The organism is Mycobacterium sp. E3198 (assembly GCF_001667015.1).
In the GTDB taxonomy this organism is placed as follows: domain Bacteria; phylum Actinomycetota; class Actinomycetes; order Mycobacteriales; family Mycobacteriaceae; genus Mycobacterium.
On record NZ_LZIS01000027.1, the window covers coordinates 82512 to 98736 of the forward strand.

16 protein-coding genes are annotated in these 16225 nt (G+C 70.4%); 3 read left to right on the forward strand and 13 right to left on the reverse strand.

Features of this window, described 5'->3' with window-relative positions; all coding sequences use genetic code 11:
• Positions 1-3: 3 nt before the first annotated feature.
• Entirely contained in the window at positions 4-510 is a 507-nt protein-coding gene (ilvN, locus tag A5673_RS04105; protein WP_066970124.1) for an acetolactate synthase small subunit, read from the reverse strand.
• Positions 510-2369: an acetolactate synthase large subunit gene (locus tag A5673_RS04110; RefSeq protein ID WP_068227351.1), complete on the reverse strand. Its 1860-nt coding sequence runs from the start codon at positions 2367-2369 to the stop codon at positions 510-512. The genes ilvN and A5673_RS04110 overlap by 1 nt, the downstream gene beginning before the upstream one ends.
• 320 nt (positions 2370-2689) lie before the next feature.
• On the opposite strand from A5673_RS04110, the gene A5673_RS04115 reads away from it, so the two are divergent.
• Positions 2690-3028, forward strand: a complete 339-nt coding sequence (locus A5673_RS04115; RefSeq protein ID WP_068227390.1) for a PH domain-containing protein — start codon at positions 2690-2692, stop codon at positions 3026-3028.
• A gap of 1 nt (position 3029) precedes the next feature.
• Here the strand turns inward: A5673_RS04115 and A5673_RS04120 are convergent, their stop codons facing one another.
• Positions 3030-3887, reverse strand: a complete 858-nt coding sequence (locus A5673_RS04120; RefSeq protein WP_068227353.1) for a DoxX family protein — start codon at positions 3885-3887, stop codon at positions 3030-3032.
• Positions 3888-4108: 221 nt separating this feature from the next.
• Here A5673_RS04120 and A5673_RS04125 point away from each other — a divergent pair, with 221 nt between their 5' ends.
• A complete protein-coding gene (locus A5673_RS04125; protein ID WP_068227355.1) occupies positions 4109-5230 on the forward strand; it encodes a sorbosone dehydrogenase family protein in 1122 nt (373 codons plus the stop codon).
• Here A5673_RS04125 and A5673_RS04130 read toward each other — a convergent pair.
• From A5673_RS04130 to gatC, 6 genes are all read right to left on the reverse strand, one after another.
• The gene (locus tag A5673_RS04130; protein ID WP_068227392.1) at positions 5227-5790 is read right to left on the reverse strand and encodes a flavin reductase family protein; all 564 of its coding nucleotides are present in this window, start codon (positions 5788-5790) and stop codon (positions 5227-5229) included. The genes A5673_RS04125 and A5673_RS04130 overlap by 4 nt on opposite strands.
• Before the next feature lie 61 nt (positions 5791-5851).
• Positions 5852-7363: an Asp-tRNA(Asn)/Glu-tRNA(Gln) amidotransferase subunit GatB gene (gatB, locus tag A5673_RS04135; protein ID WP_068227357.1), complete on the reverse strand. Its 1512-nt coding sequence runs from the start codon at positions 7361-7363 to the stop codon at positions 5852-5854.
• 35 nt (positions 7364-7398) lie between these two features.
• Positions 7399-8550 carry a MinD/ParA family protein gene (locus A5673_RS04140; protein ID WP_156747830.1) on the reverse strand — a complete coding sequence of 384 codons (1152 nt, stop codon included), beginning with the start codon at positions 8548-8550 and terminating at the stop codon, positions 7399-7401.
• A gap of 144 nt (positions 8551-8694) precedes the next feature.
• Entirely contained in the window at positions 8695-9726 is a 1032-nt protein-coding gene (locus A5673_RS04145; protein ID WP_068227360.1) for an ATP-dependent 6-phosphofructokinase, read from the reverse strand.
• A 48-nt stretch (positions 9727-9774) separates the two neighbouring features.
• A complete protein-coding gene (gatA, locus tag A5673_RS04150; protein ID WP_068227363.1) occupies positions 9775-11262 on the reverse strand; it encodes an Asp-tRNA(Asn)/Glu-tRNA(Gln) amidotransferase subunit GatA in 1488 nt (495 codons plus the stop codon).
• Positions 11259-11558, reverse strand: a complete 300-nt coding sequence (gene gatC / locus A5673_RS04155; RefSeq protein ID WP_068227364.1) for an Asp-tRNA(Asn)/Glu-tRNA(Gln) amidotransferase subunit GatC — start codon at positions 11556-11558, stop codon at positions 11259-11261. The genes gatA and gatC overlap by 4 nt, the downstream gene beginning before the upstream one ends.
• Before the next feature lie 146 nt (positions 11559-11704).
• On the opposite strand from gatC, the gene A5673_RS04160 reads away from it, so the two are divergent.
• Positions 11705-12361, forward strand: coding sequence for an amino acid-binding protein (locus A5673_RS04160; protein ID WP_156747831.1), 657 nt, complete (start codon positions 11705-11707; stop codon positions 12359-12361).
• 4 nt (positions 12362-12365) lie between these two features.
• On the opposite strand, the gene ligA is transcribed toward A5673_RS04160, so the two are convergent.
• The 4 genes from ligA to A5673_RS04180 all read right to left on the reverse strand — a co-directional run.
• Entirely contained in the window at positions 12366-14450 is a 2085-nt protein-coding gene (ligA, locus tag A5673_RS04165) for an NAD-dependent DNA ligase LigA (RefSeq protein ID WP_068227368.1), read from the reverse strand.
• 35 nt (positions 14451-14485) lie between these two features.
• Entirely contained in the window at positions 14486-14800 is a 315-nt protein-coding gene (locus A5673_RS04170) for a helix-turn-helix transcriptional regulator (protein ID WP_068227370.1), read from the reverse strand.
• Positions 14797-15282 (reverse strand): SRPBCC family protein, encoded by a 486-nt coding sequence (locus A5673_RS04175; RefSeq protein ID WP_068227372.1) that lies wholly within the window; start codon positions 15280-15282, stop codon positions 14797-14799. Before A5673_RS04175 ends, A5673_RS04170 begins: the two co-directional genes overlap by 4 nt.
• Before the next feature lie 69 nt (positions 15283-15351).
• Positions 15352-16225: methionine synthase (locus tag A5673_RS04180; RefSeq protein WP_068227374.1), on the reverse strand; the 874-nt coding region annotated here is incomplete at its 5' end.

Below are 16225 nucleotides of genomic sequence, written 5' to 3' on the forward strand. Positions count from 1 at the left end.
TCGTTACTTGCCGGTGCCCATGCCGCGTGGACCGCGGGACAGCGACACCATTCCGGATTGGGCGATCTCGCGGATGCCGAACGGCTCCAGCACGCGCAGGAATGCCTCGATCTTGCCCCGGTCGCCGGTGGCCTCGATGGTCAGCGATTCCGGTGACACGTCGATCACCTTGGCGCGGAACAGGTTCACCGCTTCGATCACCTGACTGCGGGTGCCGGCGTCGGCGCGCACCTTGATCAGAGACAACTCGCGGGACACGGAGTTGTCGTCGTCCTGCTCGATGATCTTGATCACGTTGATCAGCTTGTTGAGCTGCTTGGTGATCTGCTCGAGCGGGGTCTCCTCGGCGGAGACCACGATCGTCATGCGCGACATGTCCTTCTGCTCGGTCGCGCCGACGGCCAGCGACTCGATGTTGAAGCCGCGCCGGGAGAACAGCGCCGCCACGCGCGCGAGCACGCCGGGTTTGTCCTCGACCAACACCGACAGCGTGTGGGTTTTCGTGTTCATCAGGCGTGCCCTTCGGTTTCGTCGTCGAACAGCGGGCGAATGCCGCGGGCCGCCTGGATCTCGTCGTTGCTGGTGCCGGCGGCGACCATCGGCCACACCTGCGCGTCGGCGCCGACGATGAAGTCGATCACCACCGGACGGTCGTTGATCGCGCGCGCCTGGTTGATCACGTCGACGACGTCTTCGGCACGCTCGCAACGCAATCCGACGCAGCCCAGCGCCTCTGCCAGCTTCACGAAGTCGGGGATGCGGTGCGAATGCGTCGCGAGGTCGGTCTGCGAGTAGCGCTCCTGATAGAACAGCGTCTGCCACTGGCGCACCATGCCCAGGTTGCCGTTGTTGATCAGCGCCACCTTGATCGGCGCGCCCTCGATCGCGCAGGTGGCCAGCTCCTGGTTGGTCATCTGGAAGCAGCCGTCCCCGTCGATCGCCCACACCTCGGCGTCGGGTCGGGCGATCTTGGCGCCCATGGCCGCCGGAATGGCGAACCCCATGGTGCCCAGCCCGCCGGAATTCAGCCAGGTGCGCGGCTTCTCGTAGGAGATGAACTGGGCGGCCCACATCTGGTGCTGGCCGACACCGGCGACGTACACGGCGTCCGGGCCGGCGATCTCGCCCAGCTTCTCGATGACGTACTCGGGGCTCAGGCTGCCGTCGCTCTGCGGCCCGTAGCTCAGCGGGTAGGTGGCCTGGACGCCCTTCAGGTAGGCCCACCAGTCGGCCATCTCGATGCTGCCCGGGATGTCGTGGTGGCGCAGCATCGCGATCAGGTCGGTGATGACGGCCTTGACGTCGCCGACGATCGGCACGTCCGCGTGCCGGTTCTTGCCGATCTCGGCCGGGTCGATGTCGGCGTGGATGACCTTGGCCTCCGGGGCGAACGAGTCGAGCTTTCCGGTCACCCGGTCATCGAACCGGGTGCCCAGCGCGATCAGCAGGTCGCTGCGCTGCAGCGCGGCCACCGCGGCGACCGTGCCGTGCATGCCGGGCATGCCCATGTGCTGCCGGTGGCTGTCCGGGAAGGCGCCGCGCGCCATCAGCGTCGTGACCACCGGGATGCCCGTCAGCTCGGCCAGCTCGAGCAGCTGCTCGGTGGCCTCGCCGCGAATGACCCCGCCGCCGACGTACAGCACCGGTTTGTGTGCGGCCGCGATCAGCTTGGCGGCCTCGCGGATCTGCCGGTTGTGCGGCTTGGTGTTCGGCTTGTAGCCGGGCAGGTCCATCCGGGGCGGCCAGCTGAACGTGCACTGGCCCTGCAGCACGTCCTTGGGGATGTCGACGAGCACCGCGCCGGGGCGGCCCGAGGCGGCGATGTGGAACGCCTCGGCGATCACCCGCGGAATCTCGTCGCCGGAGCGGACCAGGAAGTTGTGCTTGGTGATCGGCATCGTGATGCCCGAGATGTCGGCCTCCTGGAAGGCGTCGGTGCCGATCAGCCCGCGCCCGACCTGTCCGGTGATGGCGACGACGGGGATCGAGTCCATCTGGGCATCGGCCAACGGCGTCACCAGGTTGGTGGCGCCGGGACCCGACGTCGCCATGCAGACCCCGACCTTGCCGGTGGCGTGCGCGTACCCGCTGGCCGCGTGGCCGGCGCCCTGCTCATGGCGAACCAGCACGTGGCGCAGCCTTTTCGAGTCGAACAGCGGGTCGTACACGGGCAGCACGGCGCCGCCGGGGATCCCGAAGATCACCTCGACGTCGAGTTCCTCCAGCGACCGGATCACCGATTGGGCGCCCGTAAGTTGCTCCGGTCCAATGCGTTTCGGTTGCGCCGCCGGCGTCTTTGCGGCGGGTTTCACCGCGTCGGTGGCGACGCTGGCCGCGTCAGGCGTCGCCGGCTTGGTGGGTGCGCTCACTGTCGTCCTCGCCCTCTTGTCCCGTCTGGTCACGCTTCGTCGTTTCGTTGCCGCGCAAGAAAAAACCCCCGTCAGCTCGGCCGCTGAACGAGGGTTGCGCGTTGGTGCTGGATAGCTTCAAATGCCGAAGAGCCGGTCAGCCACCAACGCGCTGACTAAGTACTACGAGCATTCCGGGCTTTCCGGCGGTATCCATAGCGTCCGACGGTAGCCTTCGCACAGCTCAGGAGTCAAATCCGGCCCCCGTGTGCGGCCCGGGCCCCCGGTGCGAGGATGCTCGGGTGGCTACCGATTCCCCCGTGGTGATCAAGGTGTCGCCGATGGCCCACTTCGCCGTCGGGTTCTTCGCCCTCGGCCTGCTGATACCGGTGCTGGCCTGGCCGGTGTGCGCGCCGCTGCTGATCATCCCGGTGGTGTTGTCCGCGTTGATCATCCGGCTGCGCACGGTCGCCGACGAGCAGGGCGTGACGGTCCGGACGCTGCTGGGCAGCCGGACGGTGCGCTGGGAGGAGATCGAGGGGCTGCGCTTTTCCCGCGGTTCCTGGGCGCGCGCCCGCCTCAAAAGCGGCGCGGAGCTGCGCTTGCCCGCCGTCACCTTCGCGACGCTGCCGCAGCTGACCGAGGCCAGCGCGGGGCGGGTGCCCAACCCCTACCGATGAGTCAGGCGATCGGGTTGACCCCATTGAGCAGCACCCATACCGCCACGCCGGCGGCGATGCCCGCCAGCAGGGCGACGAACGACCCGATGAAGGGCCGGTGCGCCCAGCCCCGGTTCGCGTCGAGGCCGTAGCGGCCCGGTCCGCACAGGACGACCGCGGCGGCCAGGACGATCAGGGTGATCTGGTATTCGTGGCCCTGCGGCAGGAAGTACGAGTAGGCGTGGGAACGGGAGCCGCCGGAAACGGTGGCCAGCAGTTCGTTGATCAAAAACGCCAGCGCGCCCGCCGCGGCGATCGGGGTGAACAGCCCCAAGATCAGCAGCACAGCGGCCACGATCTCACCGCCCGCGCTCACGTAGGCGAGGATGTCGGCGTGGTGGTAGCCGACGTCGGACAGCGAATTCCTGAGCCCGGTCAATCCCCCGCCGCCCCACCAGCCGAACAGCTTCTGCAGCCCGTGGGCGCCGAGCACCACGCCCAGCCCGACCCGCAACAACAGCAGACCCAGGTGTTGGGTGCCGCGCCTGCCGACGTCGCGGTGGCGGTCGTCGTCCTTGTCCGCGTCGATCTGGGCCGGCTCGGCGGCGGAGATCGCTCCCGGCTGCGCCGCCGCCTGCGGCTGCACGTACGGCAGGGGTTCCTGCTGGTCGAGCAGGTGGTATCCGCCGGTGCCCGGCCCGGCGTGCTGGTTGGGGTCCTGGTAGGGGATGACCGTGGTGGTGCCGAAATCGCCCGGGTACCCGACCGGCGTCAGGTCATCCTCGGGGTCGACCAGGCGCGCCGAGGCGGGGCGCCCGGGGACTGGCTCCGGGCTTTCGCCCGGCCGCTGCCAAGGTGCGTCATTCGATTGACTGGTCACGGGTGTCAGGGTAAGGGCAAAAAGTCCTGAATCGGGGATTTGAGCGGCGCTTTCGCGCACTTAGTCCGCCGAATCGGCCCGAATCGGTCGAAAATCGCCTTTCCGCGCGCCGGCACCGGACGAAAAGGGTGAAATCGGCGCTCGACCGGCGGCGCTTGCGCAGCCGGACACGGGGGCGGGCGTGTGGCGGCGCCGCCCGCGCAGTCCGTAGCCTGTCGATCATGGGGATACGGCGCTCGGTTCGGGGCGCGCTCGCGGCGGTTTCCGCGCTGGTGCTGGTCGCGAGCGGCTGCGCGCGGTTCAACGACGCCCAGTCCCAGCCCTTCACCACCAACCCCGAACTCAAGCCCCAGCCGAGCTCGACGCCTCCCCCGCCGCCGCCGCTGCCGCCGACGCCCTTCCCCAAGGCCTGCCCGGCGCCGGGGGTCATGCAGGGCTGCCTGGAAAGCACCAGCGGCCTGATCATGGGGCCGGACAGCAAAACCGCGTTGGTCGCCGAACGCACCACCGGCGCCGTCAAGGAAATTTCCGTCAGCGCCGAGCCGAAGGTGAAGACCGTCATCCCGGTCGACCCGTCCGGTGACGGCGGCCTGATGGACATCGTGCTGTCGCCGACGTATCAGCAGGACCGGCTGATGTACGCCTACATCAGCACGCCCACCGACAATCGGGTGATCCGCGTGGCTGACGGGGACATCCCCAAGGACATCCTGACCGGGATCCCCAAGGGCGCCACCGGAAACACCGGGGCCCTGATCTTCACCAGCCCCACCACGCTGGTCGTGATGACCGGCGACGCCGGCAACCCGGCGATGGCCGCCGACCCCAGGTCGCTCGCCGGCAAGGTGCTGCGCATCGAGCAGCCGACCACCCTCGGCCAGGCGCCGCCGACGACCGCGCTGTCCGGCGTCGGCTCCGGCGGCGGCATGTGCATCGACCCCGTCGACGGCTCGCTGTACGTCGCCGACCGCACCCCCACCGCGGATCGCCTGCAGCGCATCACCAAGACCTCGGAGGTCTCCACCGTGTGGACGTGGCCGGACAAGCCCGGCGTGGCCGGCTGCGCCGCGATGGACGGGACCGTCCTGGTCAACCTGATCAACACCAAGCTGACGGTCGCGGTGCGGCTCGACCAAAAGACGGGCGCGGTTACCGGCGAACCCGACGTCGTCCGCAAGGACACCCACGCCCACGCCTGGGCGCTGCGGATGTCGCCGGACGGAAACGTCTGGGGCGCAACGGTCAACAAGACCGCCGGGGACGCCGAGAAACTCGACGACGTGGTGTTCCCGCTGTTCCCGCAGGGCGGTGGCTTCCCGCGGAACAACGACGACAAGACCTAGACGGGCCCGTCGAGGGTGAACCTGATGCCGTATTTGCGCGGCTCGGCGGCCGGCTTGTGCAGCACGAACCGCTCCGGCGCGGCGTGGCCGGGGTCGAGGTCGTCGAGATCGGACAGGTACAGCACGTCTTCGTAGGACTCGGGGGCCCATCCCACGACCGGTTCCACGACGTAGCCCAGGTGATCGCCGATGTCGAGCCAATACGCGGTCTTCCCGACGAACCAGCCGATCGCCTCGTCGAGAATCGGCATCCCGTGGGGGCCGGCGCGCCAGGAGCAGTGTCCGAATCTCTCCGCCTCGTCATCCGTTTCGCCGTCGAACAGCTCGGCCAGGGCGACTTGGTGCTGCGCCAACACGTGCACCGCGAGGTGCTCGGATCGGCGCACCGCGTCGCTGGTGCCGCTGCTGCGGGGGATCGCGACCAGGAAACTCGGGGGCGCCACGCTGGTCTGGCTGGCGAAACTGATCAGGCAGCCCGCCGGCTGGTCGTCGGCCCGGGAGGTCACGACGAACACCGGGCCGTCCAGCATCGCCATCAAGTCGTCGAACACACCGACCATCATCGGTCCGGGCGAGGGTTTTCCCAACTGTTTGCGCGCGATCGGGCGGCCGCGCCGGCGCTCAGCCCTGACCGCAGGCGGCCAACACCAGTTCTCGCACCCGCGCCGCGTCGGCCTGTCCGCGGGTGGCCTTCATCACCGCGCCGACGATCGCGCCGGCCGCGGCCACCTTGCCGCCGCGGATCTTTTCCGCGACATCGGGATTGGCGGCCAGGGCCTCATCGACGGCGGCCTGCGTGACCGAGTCGTCGCGCACCAGGGCCAGACCCCGCGCGGTCATCACCTGCTCGGGTTCGCCCTCCCCGGCCAGCACGCCCTCCACCACCTGGCGGGCCAGCTTGTTCGACAGCTTGCCCTCGTCGACCAGCGCGATCACCGCGGCGACCTGGGCCGGCGTGATGGCCAGCCCGTCCAACTCGACGTTCGCCTCATTGGCCTTCTGCACCAGGAAGTTTCCCCACCAGGCGCGGGCCTGCTCGCTCGACGCGCCGTGTTTGACGGTCTCGATGACCAGATCGACGGCGCCGGCGTTGACCAGATCCCGCATCACCTCGTCGGAGACACCCCACTCCTGCTGAATCCGCTTGCGGCTCAACCAGGGCAGCTCCGGGATGGTCTGCCGCAATTGCTCGACCAGCTCGCGGCTGGGTGCGACGGGCTCCAGGTCCGGCTCGGGGAAATAGCGGTAGTCCTCGGCGGTCTCCTTGGTGCGGCCCGGGCTGGTGTAGCCGGATTCGTGGAAGTGCCTGGTTTCCTGGGTGATTCGGCCGCCGGAGGACAGGACGGCGCCCTGGCGCTGCATCTCGTAGCGCACGGCGACCTCGACGCTTTTCAGCGAGTTGACGTTCTTGGTCTCGGTACGGGTGCCGAACTCGGTGGTTCCCGTCGGCATCAGCGACACGTTGGCGTCACAACGCATGGAGCCCTGGTCCATCCGGACGTCGGATACGCCCAAGGCGCGCAACAGGTCTCGCAGCGCGGTGACGTAGGCCCGGGCGATCTGCGGGGCCCGGGCGCCGGCGCCGACGATCGGCTTGGTGACGATCTCGATCAGCGGCACGCCGGCCCGGTTGTAGTCGATCAGCGACGTCGTCGCGCCGTGAATCCGCCCGGTTTCGCTGCCCAGATGGGTGAGCTTGCCGGTGTCCTCTTCCATGTGCGCCCGCTCGATCTCCACCCGCCAGGTGCTGCCGTCTTCCAGCGGCGCCTCCAGATAGCCGTTGATCGCGATCGGCTCGTCGTACTGCGAGATCTGGTAGTTCTTCGGCATGTCCGGGTAGAAGTAGTTCTTCCGCGCGAAGCGGCACCAGGGCACGATCTCGCAATTCAGCGCCAGCCCGATCCGGATCGCCGACTGGACCGCCGCCTGGTTGAGCACCGGCAGCGAGCCCGGCAGCCCGAGGCATACCGGGCAGACCTGGGTGTTGGGTTCGGCGCCGAACGTGGTGGCGCAGCCGCAGAACATCTTGGTCACGGTGGACAGCTCGACATGCACCTCGAGGCCGAGGACCGGGTCGAAGCGCGCGATGACCTCGTCGTAGTCCATCAGGTCGGCCGCGGCGGCAATACTCATGCCGTCGATCGTAACGACGATCGACGGCTCGCCGCTCAGCGCCCGTGCGGCGTGCGCCGGGCCCCCAGCCGCAGGTTTCGCTGCGCGCCGTGGTCGCCAAACATGTCGGCGATCGCGGCCGCCATCTCCAGGTAGCTGCGCCTGCTGTCCTTGCTCAGCCGATCCAGGCCGATCTCCTTGCCGTCGTGCACGTGCCGATCGAACGGCAGCACGACGGTGGCCGCGACGCGGGCGGACAACTGCTCGAGCTCCTTGGCGGCCACCACGCCGACCCTGCCGGCCTCGACGTGGTTGATCGCCAGCACCGTCGAGGCCATCAATCGCTCATAGCCGTTGTTGCGCAACAGGTCCAGCGTCGTCTTGGTCTTTCGTATCGCGTCGATGGACGTGCTGGTGACCACCACCAGGGCCCGCGCCTCCGGCAGGACGGCGTCCATCACGGCCGAGTTGACCGCCTTGACGCAGTCCACCAACGCCACCGAATAGTGTTTGCGCAGAATCGAGAATGCCTTGACGACGTCGTGGCGCTCCAGCCGCCAGTCGGTGCGCGCATAGTCGGGCAGCCCCAGCACCTCGAGCCCGAAGCTGTTCTTGTACGTGTGGGCCCGCACGTCCGAATATTGCGTGGCGGCGTCGTCTCGGAGCAGGTCGGCCAGGCTCAGCGGGTTCCGGCGCCCGTGGCGCTCCGCCAAGTCGCCGGCATCGATGTCCATGGCGATCACCCGGTCGTCGCGCACGGCGGCGAAGGTCGAGCCCAGCGCCTCGACCACCACGGTCTTGCCGACACCGCCTTTGAGGTTGAGCACGGCGATGGGAAACGCCCCGCCGACGGGCCTGCGGATGCGGTCCCGCAGCTCCTGTTCGTACGCCGAGTCCTTGCCCGGGCCGAGATTGATTCCGGTGAGCCGGCGGATCAGTGCCCGCCAGTCGAACGGAGCCGAATCCTCGGTGTGCTGCTCGTCGAGGCTGTCGAGCGCGGTCCCGCCGACCGTCAGCTCCGGGCGGCGGCGTTGTGCGCGCCGCGCCGGAGCGGGCGTGGTGGGCGGGGGCTGCGGCACCGTGGGGGACGCCGGATCGGCGTCCACGCGCCAGCCCGGCGGCGGCCGCCCGCGGCCCGGCGGGCCCGGGGGCCCCGCCGATGCTGGCGGCTGTTGAATGACTCCGCGAAGTGAACCGCGGTTGCTCATACGTCCCGGTATAACCGCTTCGAGCTGGGGGAAAACCACGAATATCGCGCCGACCCACCGTGAGCTGCCCGATTTGCCGGCAAATTCAGCCGGCCGTCAACTGGAAGCCGCCGGGCGTTTGCAATCGGGTCGCCACCCGGCCGATCAACCGAAGAAGGCCGCCGCGTCGTCGTAGCGGCTGTCGGGCACCAGCTTGAGCTGGCGCGTCGCGTCCGCCAGCGACACCCGGCCGATGTCCTGGCCGCGCAGCGAGACCATCTGGCCGTACTCGCCGGCATGGGCGGCGTCGGCCGCGTTGACGCCGAACCGGGTCGCCAGCACCCGGTCATACGCCGTCGGGGTGCCGCCCCGCTGGACGTGCCCCAGCACGGTCACCCGGACCTCCTTGTTGATCCGCGTCTCGACCTCGGCGCCCAGCTGCGCGGCGACACCGGTGAAGCGCTCATGGCCGAACTCGTCAATTCCGCCTTCCCGCAAGCTGATTGAGCCGGCGACCGGCTTGGCGCCCTCGGCGACGACGCAGATGAAATGCGAATCCCCGCGCTGGAAGCGGCGTTTGACGAGCCGGCAGACCTCCTCGACGTCGAAGGGCTGCTCGGGGATCAACGTCATGTGCGCGCCGGACGCCAGCCCGGCGTTCAACGCGATCCATCCCGCATGCCTGCCCATCACCTCCACCAGCATCACCCGCTGGTGGGATTCGGCCGTGCTGTGCAACCGATCGATCGCGTCGGTGGCCACGGTCAACGCGGTGTCGTGGCCGAAAGTCACATCGGTGCAATCGATGTCGTTGTCGATGGTCTTGGGCACGCCGACGACCGGAACGTTTTCCTCCGACAGCCAGTGCGCGGCGGTCAGCGTGCCCTCGCCGCCGATCGGGATCAGCACGTCGATGCCGTTGTCGTCCAGGGTTTGCTTGATCTGGTTCAGACCGGCGCGCAGCTTGTCGGGATGCACCCGGGCGGTGCCCAGCATCGTCCCGCCCTTGGCCAGCAGGCGGTCGTTGCGGTCGTCGTTCTGCAGCTGGATGCGCCGGTTCTCCAGCAACCCGCGCCAGCCGTCCTGGAACCCGACCACCGACGAGCCGTACCTGGAGTCGCAGGTGCGCACCACCGCCCGGATAACGGCGTTGAGCCCGGGGCAGTCGCCGCCCCCGGTGAGAATTCCGATCCGCATCTTTTTATCTTGCCTGGGCGGCCCGGCGATGGCGCGACTAACGCGCGACTAAGCCGTCGGGGGCGCGGGCAGCGGGCCGCGGGCCGCCTCGTACGCGACGCCCACCCGGTACAGGCGGTCGTCGGCCAGCGCGGGGGCCATGATCTGCAGGCCGACCGGCAGGTCGTCGTCCGGCGACAGCCCCGACGGCACCGACATGCCGCAGTGGCCGGCCAGGTTGAGCGGCAGCGTGCACAGGTCGAACAGGTACATGGCCAGGGGGTCGTCGACCTTCTCACCCAGCGGGAACGCGGTGGTCGGCGTCGCGGGCGACACCAGCACGTCGACGGATTCGTAGGCCCGGTCGAGGTCGCGGGCGATCAGCGTGCGGACCTTCTGCGCCTGGTTGTAGTAGGCGTCGTAGTAGCCGGCCGACAGCGCGTAGGTGCCGATCATGATGCGCCGCTTGACCTCCGGCCCGAAGCCGGCGGCGCGGGTCAGCGCCATGACCTCCTCGGCGCTGTGGCTGCCGTCGTCACCGACCCGCAGCCCGTAGCGCATCGCGTCGAAGCGGGCCAGGTTGCTGGACACCTCCGAGGGCAGGATCAGGTAGTAGGCGGCCAGCGCGTGATCGAAGTTGGGGCAGTCGACCTCGCTGACGTCGGCGCCCAACGCGGTCAGCTGCTCGACCGCGGCCTCGAACGACGCGAGGACCCCCGGCTGGTAGCCCTCGCCGCGCAGCTGCTTGACGACGCCGATGTGCACCCCCTTGAGGTCACCGTCCGCGCCGGCCCTGGCGGCGGCCACCACGTCGGGCACCTGGGCGTCGACGGAGGTCGAGTCGCGGCCGTCGTGCCCGGCGATCACCTGGTGCAGCAACGCGGTGTCCAGCACCGTGCGCGCGCACGGCCCGCCCTGATCCAGCGACGACGCGCAGGCGACCAGCCCGTAGCGGGACACCGTGCCGTAGGTGGGCTTGACCCCGACCGTCGCGGTCAGCGCGGCCGGCTGGCGGATAGAGCCGCCGGTGTCGGTGCCGATGGCCAGCGGCGCCTGGAACGCGGCCAGCGCCGCCGCGCTGCCGCCGCCCGAGCCGCCGGGCACCCGGTCGAGGTTCCACGGATTGCGGGTGGGGCCGTAGGCGGAGTTCTCCGTCGAGGAGCCCATCGCGAACTCGTCCATGTTCGTCTTGCCCAGGATCGGGATACCGGCGGCACGCACCCGCGCGGTGACGGTGGCGTCGTAGGGCGAACGCCAGCCTTCGAGGATCTTGGAGCCGCAGGTGGTGGGCATGTCGACGGTGGTGAACACGTCCTTGAGCGCCAGCGGGACCCCGGCCAGCGCCGAGGGCAGCCGCTCGCCGGCGGCCACCGCCTTATCGACGGCCGCCGCGGCGGCCAGCGCCTCGTCGGCCGCGACGTGCAGAAACGCGTGGTAGCGGTCGTCGGTCGCGGCGATGCGGTCCAGGCACGCCCGGGTGATCTCCGTCGAGGAGAGCTCCTTCGCGGCGATGCGGGCGGCCAGCGTCGCGGCGTCGGAGCGCACGATCTCGCTCACTCGGCGTCCCCCAGGATCTGCGGCACGGCGAAGCGGCCGTCGACGGCTTCGGGCGCCGCGGCCAGCGCCTCGGCCTGCGTCAGGCACGGCGTCGTCTCGTCGGGGCGGGTGACGTTGACGTCCTTGAGGGGGTTGTCGGTCGGTTCGACGCCCGTGACGTCGACGGCCTGGATCTGGCTGACGTGGGTCAGGATGGCGTCGAGCTGGCCGGCGAAGCTGTCCAGCTCGCCGTCGGTCAGCGCCAGCCGGGCCAGCCGGGCGAGGTGCGCCACGTCGTCGCGGGAGATCTGAGACACGACAGGACAGCCTATCCAGATGGTCGCGACCCGCTGCGCCCGGCGTCGCCGCGCTTGCGATCGCTGCTACCGGGGCCGCCGCGACGGCCGGGCACGCAGGGTTCGCCGAAATGTCGCGGATACATAGCTGTGCGACAGTGTTGGCCGTGCCGTCGTATCTCTTGCGCATCGAGCTGGCCGACCGCCCGGGCAGCCTGGGGTCGCTGGCGGTGGCGCTCGGCTCGGCGGGCGCCGACATCCTGTCGCTCGACGTGGTGGAGCGCAGCTCGGGGTACGCGATCGACGACCTGGTCATCGAGCTGCCGCCGGGGGCGATGCCCGACCGGCTGATCACCGCGGCCGAGTCGCTGCCCAACGTCCGGGTGGACAGCGTCCGGCCGCACACCGGCCTGCTGGAGGCCCACCGCGAGCTGGAGCTGCTCGACCATGTCGCCGCCGCGGGCGACAACGCCGCCCGGCTGCAGGTCCTCGCGAACGAGGCGCCCAGGGTGCTGCGGGTCAGCTGGTGCACCGTGCTGCGCGGCTCGGGTGGCGAGCTCGAGCGCCTCGCCGGCAGCCCGGGCGCTCCCGAAACCAAGGCGGATTCGGCGCCCTGGCTGCCGATCGAGCGCGCGTCGGCGCTCGACGGGAGCGCCGAGTGGGTGCCGCAGGCGTGGCGCGACATGAACATGACGATGGTCGCGGCTCCGCTGGGCGATCCGCACACCGCGGTGGTGCTGGGCCGCCCCGGCCCGGAATTCCGGCCGTCGGAGGTGGCCCGGCTGGGCTACCTGGCCGGGATCGTCGCGACCATGCTGCGCTGACGCGTCACTCGGCGGACGGCTCCGGGGCGGGGCCCTCGGCCAACAACGTTCGGAAGCCGTCCTCGTCGAGGACCGGCACGCCGAGCTCCACCGCCTTGTCGTATTTGGATCCCGGCGCGTCGCCGGCGACGACGTAGTCGGTCTTCTTCGACACCGAACCCGCGGCCTTGCCGCCGCGCGACACGATCGCCTCCTTGGCGTCGTCGCGGGAGAACGCCGCCAGCGAACCGGTGACCACGATGGTGAGGCCCTCCAGGGTGCGCGGCACGCTCGCGTCGCGTTCGTCGGCCATCCGCACCCCGGCCGCCCGCCACTTGTCGACGATCGCGCGGTGCCAGTCGACGGTAAACCATTCGGTGACGGCCGCGGCGATCGTCGGGCCGACGCCCTCGACCGCGGCCAACTGCTCGGTGGACGCGTCCTCGATCGCCTGCAGGTCGCCGAATTCGGTAGCCAGCGCGCGGGCGGCCGTCGGCCCGACGTGCCGGATCGACAACGCCACCAGCACCCGCCACAGCGGCTTCGCCTTGGCCGCACCGAGATTGGCGAGTAGTCGCGCGCCGTTGGCCGACAGCCCGCCGGCCTTCGTCCGGAACAGCTCGGTGCGCAGCAGGTCCTCTTCGGTGAGGGTGAACAGGTCGCCCTCGTCGGCGATCACCCCCGCCTGCAGCAGCGCGACGGCGGCCTCGTAACCCAGCCCCTCGATGTCCAGCGCGCCGCGCCCGGCGACGTGAAACACCCGCTCCCGCAGCTGCGCCGGGCACGACCGGGCGTTGGGGCAGCGGATGTCCGCGTCCCCCTCCTTGGCCGGGGCCAATTCGGTGCCGCACTCGGGACAGTGTGTGGGCATGACGAATTCGCGTTCGGAGCCGTCGCGCAGGTCGACGATCGGGCCCAGCACCTCGGGGATCACGTCGCCGGCCTTGCGGATCACCACGGTGTCGCCGATCAACACGCCCTTGCGTTTGACCTCCGCGGCGTTGTGCAGGGTGGCCAGCCCCACCGTGGACCCGGCGACCTTGACCGGCGTCATGAACGCGAACGGCGTGACGCGCCCGGTCCGCCCGACGTTGACGCGGATGTCGAGGAGCTCGGTCTGCACCTCCTGGGGCGGGTACTTGTAGGCGATTGCCCAGCGCGGCGCCCGCGACGTGGAGCCCAGCCTGCGCTGCAGGGACACGTCGTCGACTTTGACCACCACGCCGTCGATTTCGTGATCGACGTCGTGGCGGTGCTCGCCCCAGTAGGTGATGCGTTCGAGCGCGCCGGCGTTGTTTTCCACTTGGGTGGTGTGCGCGGAGACGGGCAGGCCCCACGCGCCCAGCGCCAGGTAGGCGTCGTGCAGGGTGGCGGGCCGGAAGCCCTCGGTGTGTCCCACCCCGTGGCAGATCATCCGCAGCTTGCGGCGCGCGGTGACCGCGGGGTCCTTCTGCCGCAGCGATCCGGCGGCGCTGTTGCGCGGGTTGGCGAACGGCGTCTTGCCGTCCTCGACCAGCGCGGCGTTGAGCGCCTCGAAGTCGGCGAGGCGGAAGAACACCTCGCCGCGCACCTCGAGGACCTTTGGCACGGGGTAGCCCTTAGCGGCGGTCAGCCGCTCGGGCACGTCGTCGATGGTGCGGGCGTTGAGCGTGACGTCCTCGCCGGTGCGGCCGTCGCCCCGGGTCGCCGCCCGCACCAGCCGGCCGTCGCGATACACCAGCGACAGCGCGACCCCGTCGATCTTGAGCTCGCACAGGTAGGGCACCTCCTCGCCGACCTCGGCGCGCACGCGCGTGGCCCACAGCTCGAATTCCTCGGCGCTGAACACGTTGTCCAGGGACAGCATTCGCTCGAGGTGCTCGGCCTCGGTGAAGTCGGTGGCGAAGCCGGCCCCGCCGACGAGCTGCGTGGGCGAATCGGGCGTGCGCAGCTCGGGATGCTGCTCCTCGAGCGCCTCGAGCCGGCGCAGCAGCTGGTCGAACTCCGCGTCGGAGATGATCGGCGCGTCGCGCACGTAGTAGCGGAACTGGTGTTCGCGCACCTCGTCGGCCAGTTCCCGCCATTGCCGCCGGACCTCGGGCGCAACGGGGTCGGCTTCAGCTGAAGTCACCTTCGCAGGCTATCGAAGGGCACCGACGGGCCGGCTCACTCCTCGACGTACGCCCGCAGCCGGTCGACCGCGGCGTCCCAGCGGCGCGACAACGCGGTGAGGTAGTCGCTCGCCTGCGCCAGCGGCTCGGTCCGCACGGTCCAGACGCGCTCCCGGCCCCGACGGCTGCTGGCGACCAGTCCGGCCGACTCGAGCAGTTGCAGGTGCTTGCTGGCCGCCTGCCGCGTGACCGGAATGACCTCGCTGACTTGCGAAGTCGAGCTCGGCCCGACCTCGCAGAGCCGCACGATGATGCGCAACCGATTGGGATCCCCGAGCGCGTCGAAGATCGGCGCGGCGACCGCGCTCATACCCGGGCGTCCTCCAGGTAGCGGCGCACCAGATCGGTCTGGATGGCCCAACCCTCGGAGTTGGACTCGAACGCCGACGAGCGACGCGCCGCGGGGATGGCGTCGAAGCCGGATTCGGTGATGGTGAGCAGTACGCCGTCGGGCGTCTCGGCCAACGTGAACTCGACCAGCGTGGTGGGCTCGTCATCGACGTCGGGGTCGCCCGCGCACGGGTGCCAGCGGTAGGCGAACCGCCGCTGCGGTTCGATCGCGACGATGTGCCATGTGCTCCTCACCCCGGCGTGTGGCTCCTGACGCTTGGCGACCTCGTCGTCGACCGTGGTCGGGGTAATCGTCGCGCCGACGGGTTCGCCCGCCACGAAGGGCCCGTCGAAGCGGACGCCGAACCAGCGCCCGAACTCCTCGGCCTCGGTGATGGCCCGCCACACCCGATCCAGCGGCGCGCGCAATACGACTTGTTTCCGAATGCGATCAGTACTCATATGCAACCTCCTGGTTGCGGATGAGTACATCACGTCCCGGCGATAAAGCGCAACCTTTTGGTTGCATGACTAGATGGCGTCCGGGTCCTCCGCGAACGCCTCGGCGGCCTTGCGGGCCAGCCCGATCGCGGTGCGGGCCCACTCGGGCGTGGCCGCCGCCAGCCCGCACGCCGGGGTGACGCCGACGCGCTCGCGCAGCGCCGAACGCTCGAACGGCAGCCGATCGGTCACCGCGACCACCGCCGCGGCCACCTCTTCGGCCGACGGCCGACGCTGCGGGGCGCTGGTCTTGACGACGCCGAGCATGACCGCGCGGCCCGCTTCGACGAACGCGGCCATGCCGTCCAGATCCGCCGCGCGCAGCGTGCCCGCGTCGATGGACAGCGCATGAATACCGCTGCGCCGCAACAGATCCCACGGCAGTCCGGCGGCGCAGCTGTGCAGCAGGACCTCGGCGCCGACACCCGCGACGCAGGTGCCCAGCAGCGCCTCGGCGACCGCTTCGTCGAGCGCGGCGACCGGACTGAGCGCCGTCACCCCGGTCAGCCGACCGCCCAGGGCCGGGGCCAGCGACGGCTCGTCGAACTGCACCACCACCGGCGTGTCGAGACGGCGGGTCAGCGCCGCCCGGTGCGCCGCGACGCCCTCGGCCAGCGACGCCGCCAAGTCGCGCACGGCGCCCGTATCGGTGATGGCCCGATGGCCGTTGGCCAGCTCGAGCCCGGCGGCCAGCGTGACGGGCCCGGGGGCCTGCACCTTGACGACGCGCCCGGCGCCGCGCAGCCCGGCCACCTCCCAGGCCTCCTCGAGCGCGTCCATGTCCTCGTCGAGCAGGCTGACCGCGCGCCGCGTCACCGCGCCGGGCCGGGCGGCGATGCGGTAGCCGCGCGGCACGGTGTCGATGGCCACGTCGATCAGCAGCGCGCCCGCCCGGCCGCCGAGG

Excerpts from the sequence above, each read along its gene's own strand:
- gatB (WP_068227357.1), bottom strand. The coding sequence starts at position 7,363 with ATGAGTATTGCCGCCGCGGCCGACCTGATGGACTACGACGAGGTCATC.
- A5673_RS04145 (WP_068227360.1), bottom strand. The coding sequence starts at position 9,726 with ATGCGGATCGGAATTCTCACCGGGGGCGGCGACTGCCCCGGGCTCAAC.
- A5673_RS04170 (WP_068227370.1), bottom strand. The coding sequence starts at position 14,800 with ATGAGCGCGGTCGCCGCGCCGATCTTCGACGCGCTCGGGGATCCCAAT.
- A5673_RS04130 (WP_068227392.1), bottom strand. The coding sequence starts at position 5,790 with ATGGTCGGTGTGTTCGACGACTTGATGGCGATGCTGGACGGCCCGGTG.
- A5673_RS04140 (WP_156747830.1), bottom strand. The coding sequence starts at position 8,550 with ATGAGCAACCGCGGTTCACTTCGCGGAGTCATTCAACAGCCGCCAGCA.
- A5673_RS04115 (WP_068227390.1), top strand. The coding sequence starts at position 2,690 with ATGGCCCACTTCGCCGTCGGGTTCTTCGCCCTCGGCCTGCTGATACCG.
- A5673_RS04125 (WP_068227355.1), top strand. The coding sequence starts at position 4,109 with ATGGGGATACGGCGCTCGGTTCGGGGCGCGCTCGCGGCGGTTTCCGCG.
- A5673_RS04175 (WP_068227372.1), bottom strand. The coding sequence starts at position 15,282 with ATGAGTACTGATCGCATTCGGAAACAAGTCGTATTGCGCGCGCCGCTG.
- ilvN (WP_066970124.1), bottom strand. The coding sequence starts at position 510 with ATGAACACGAAAACCCACACGCTGTCGGTGTTGGTCGAGGACAAACCC.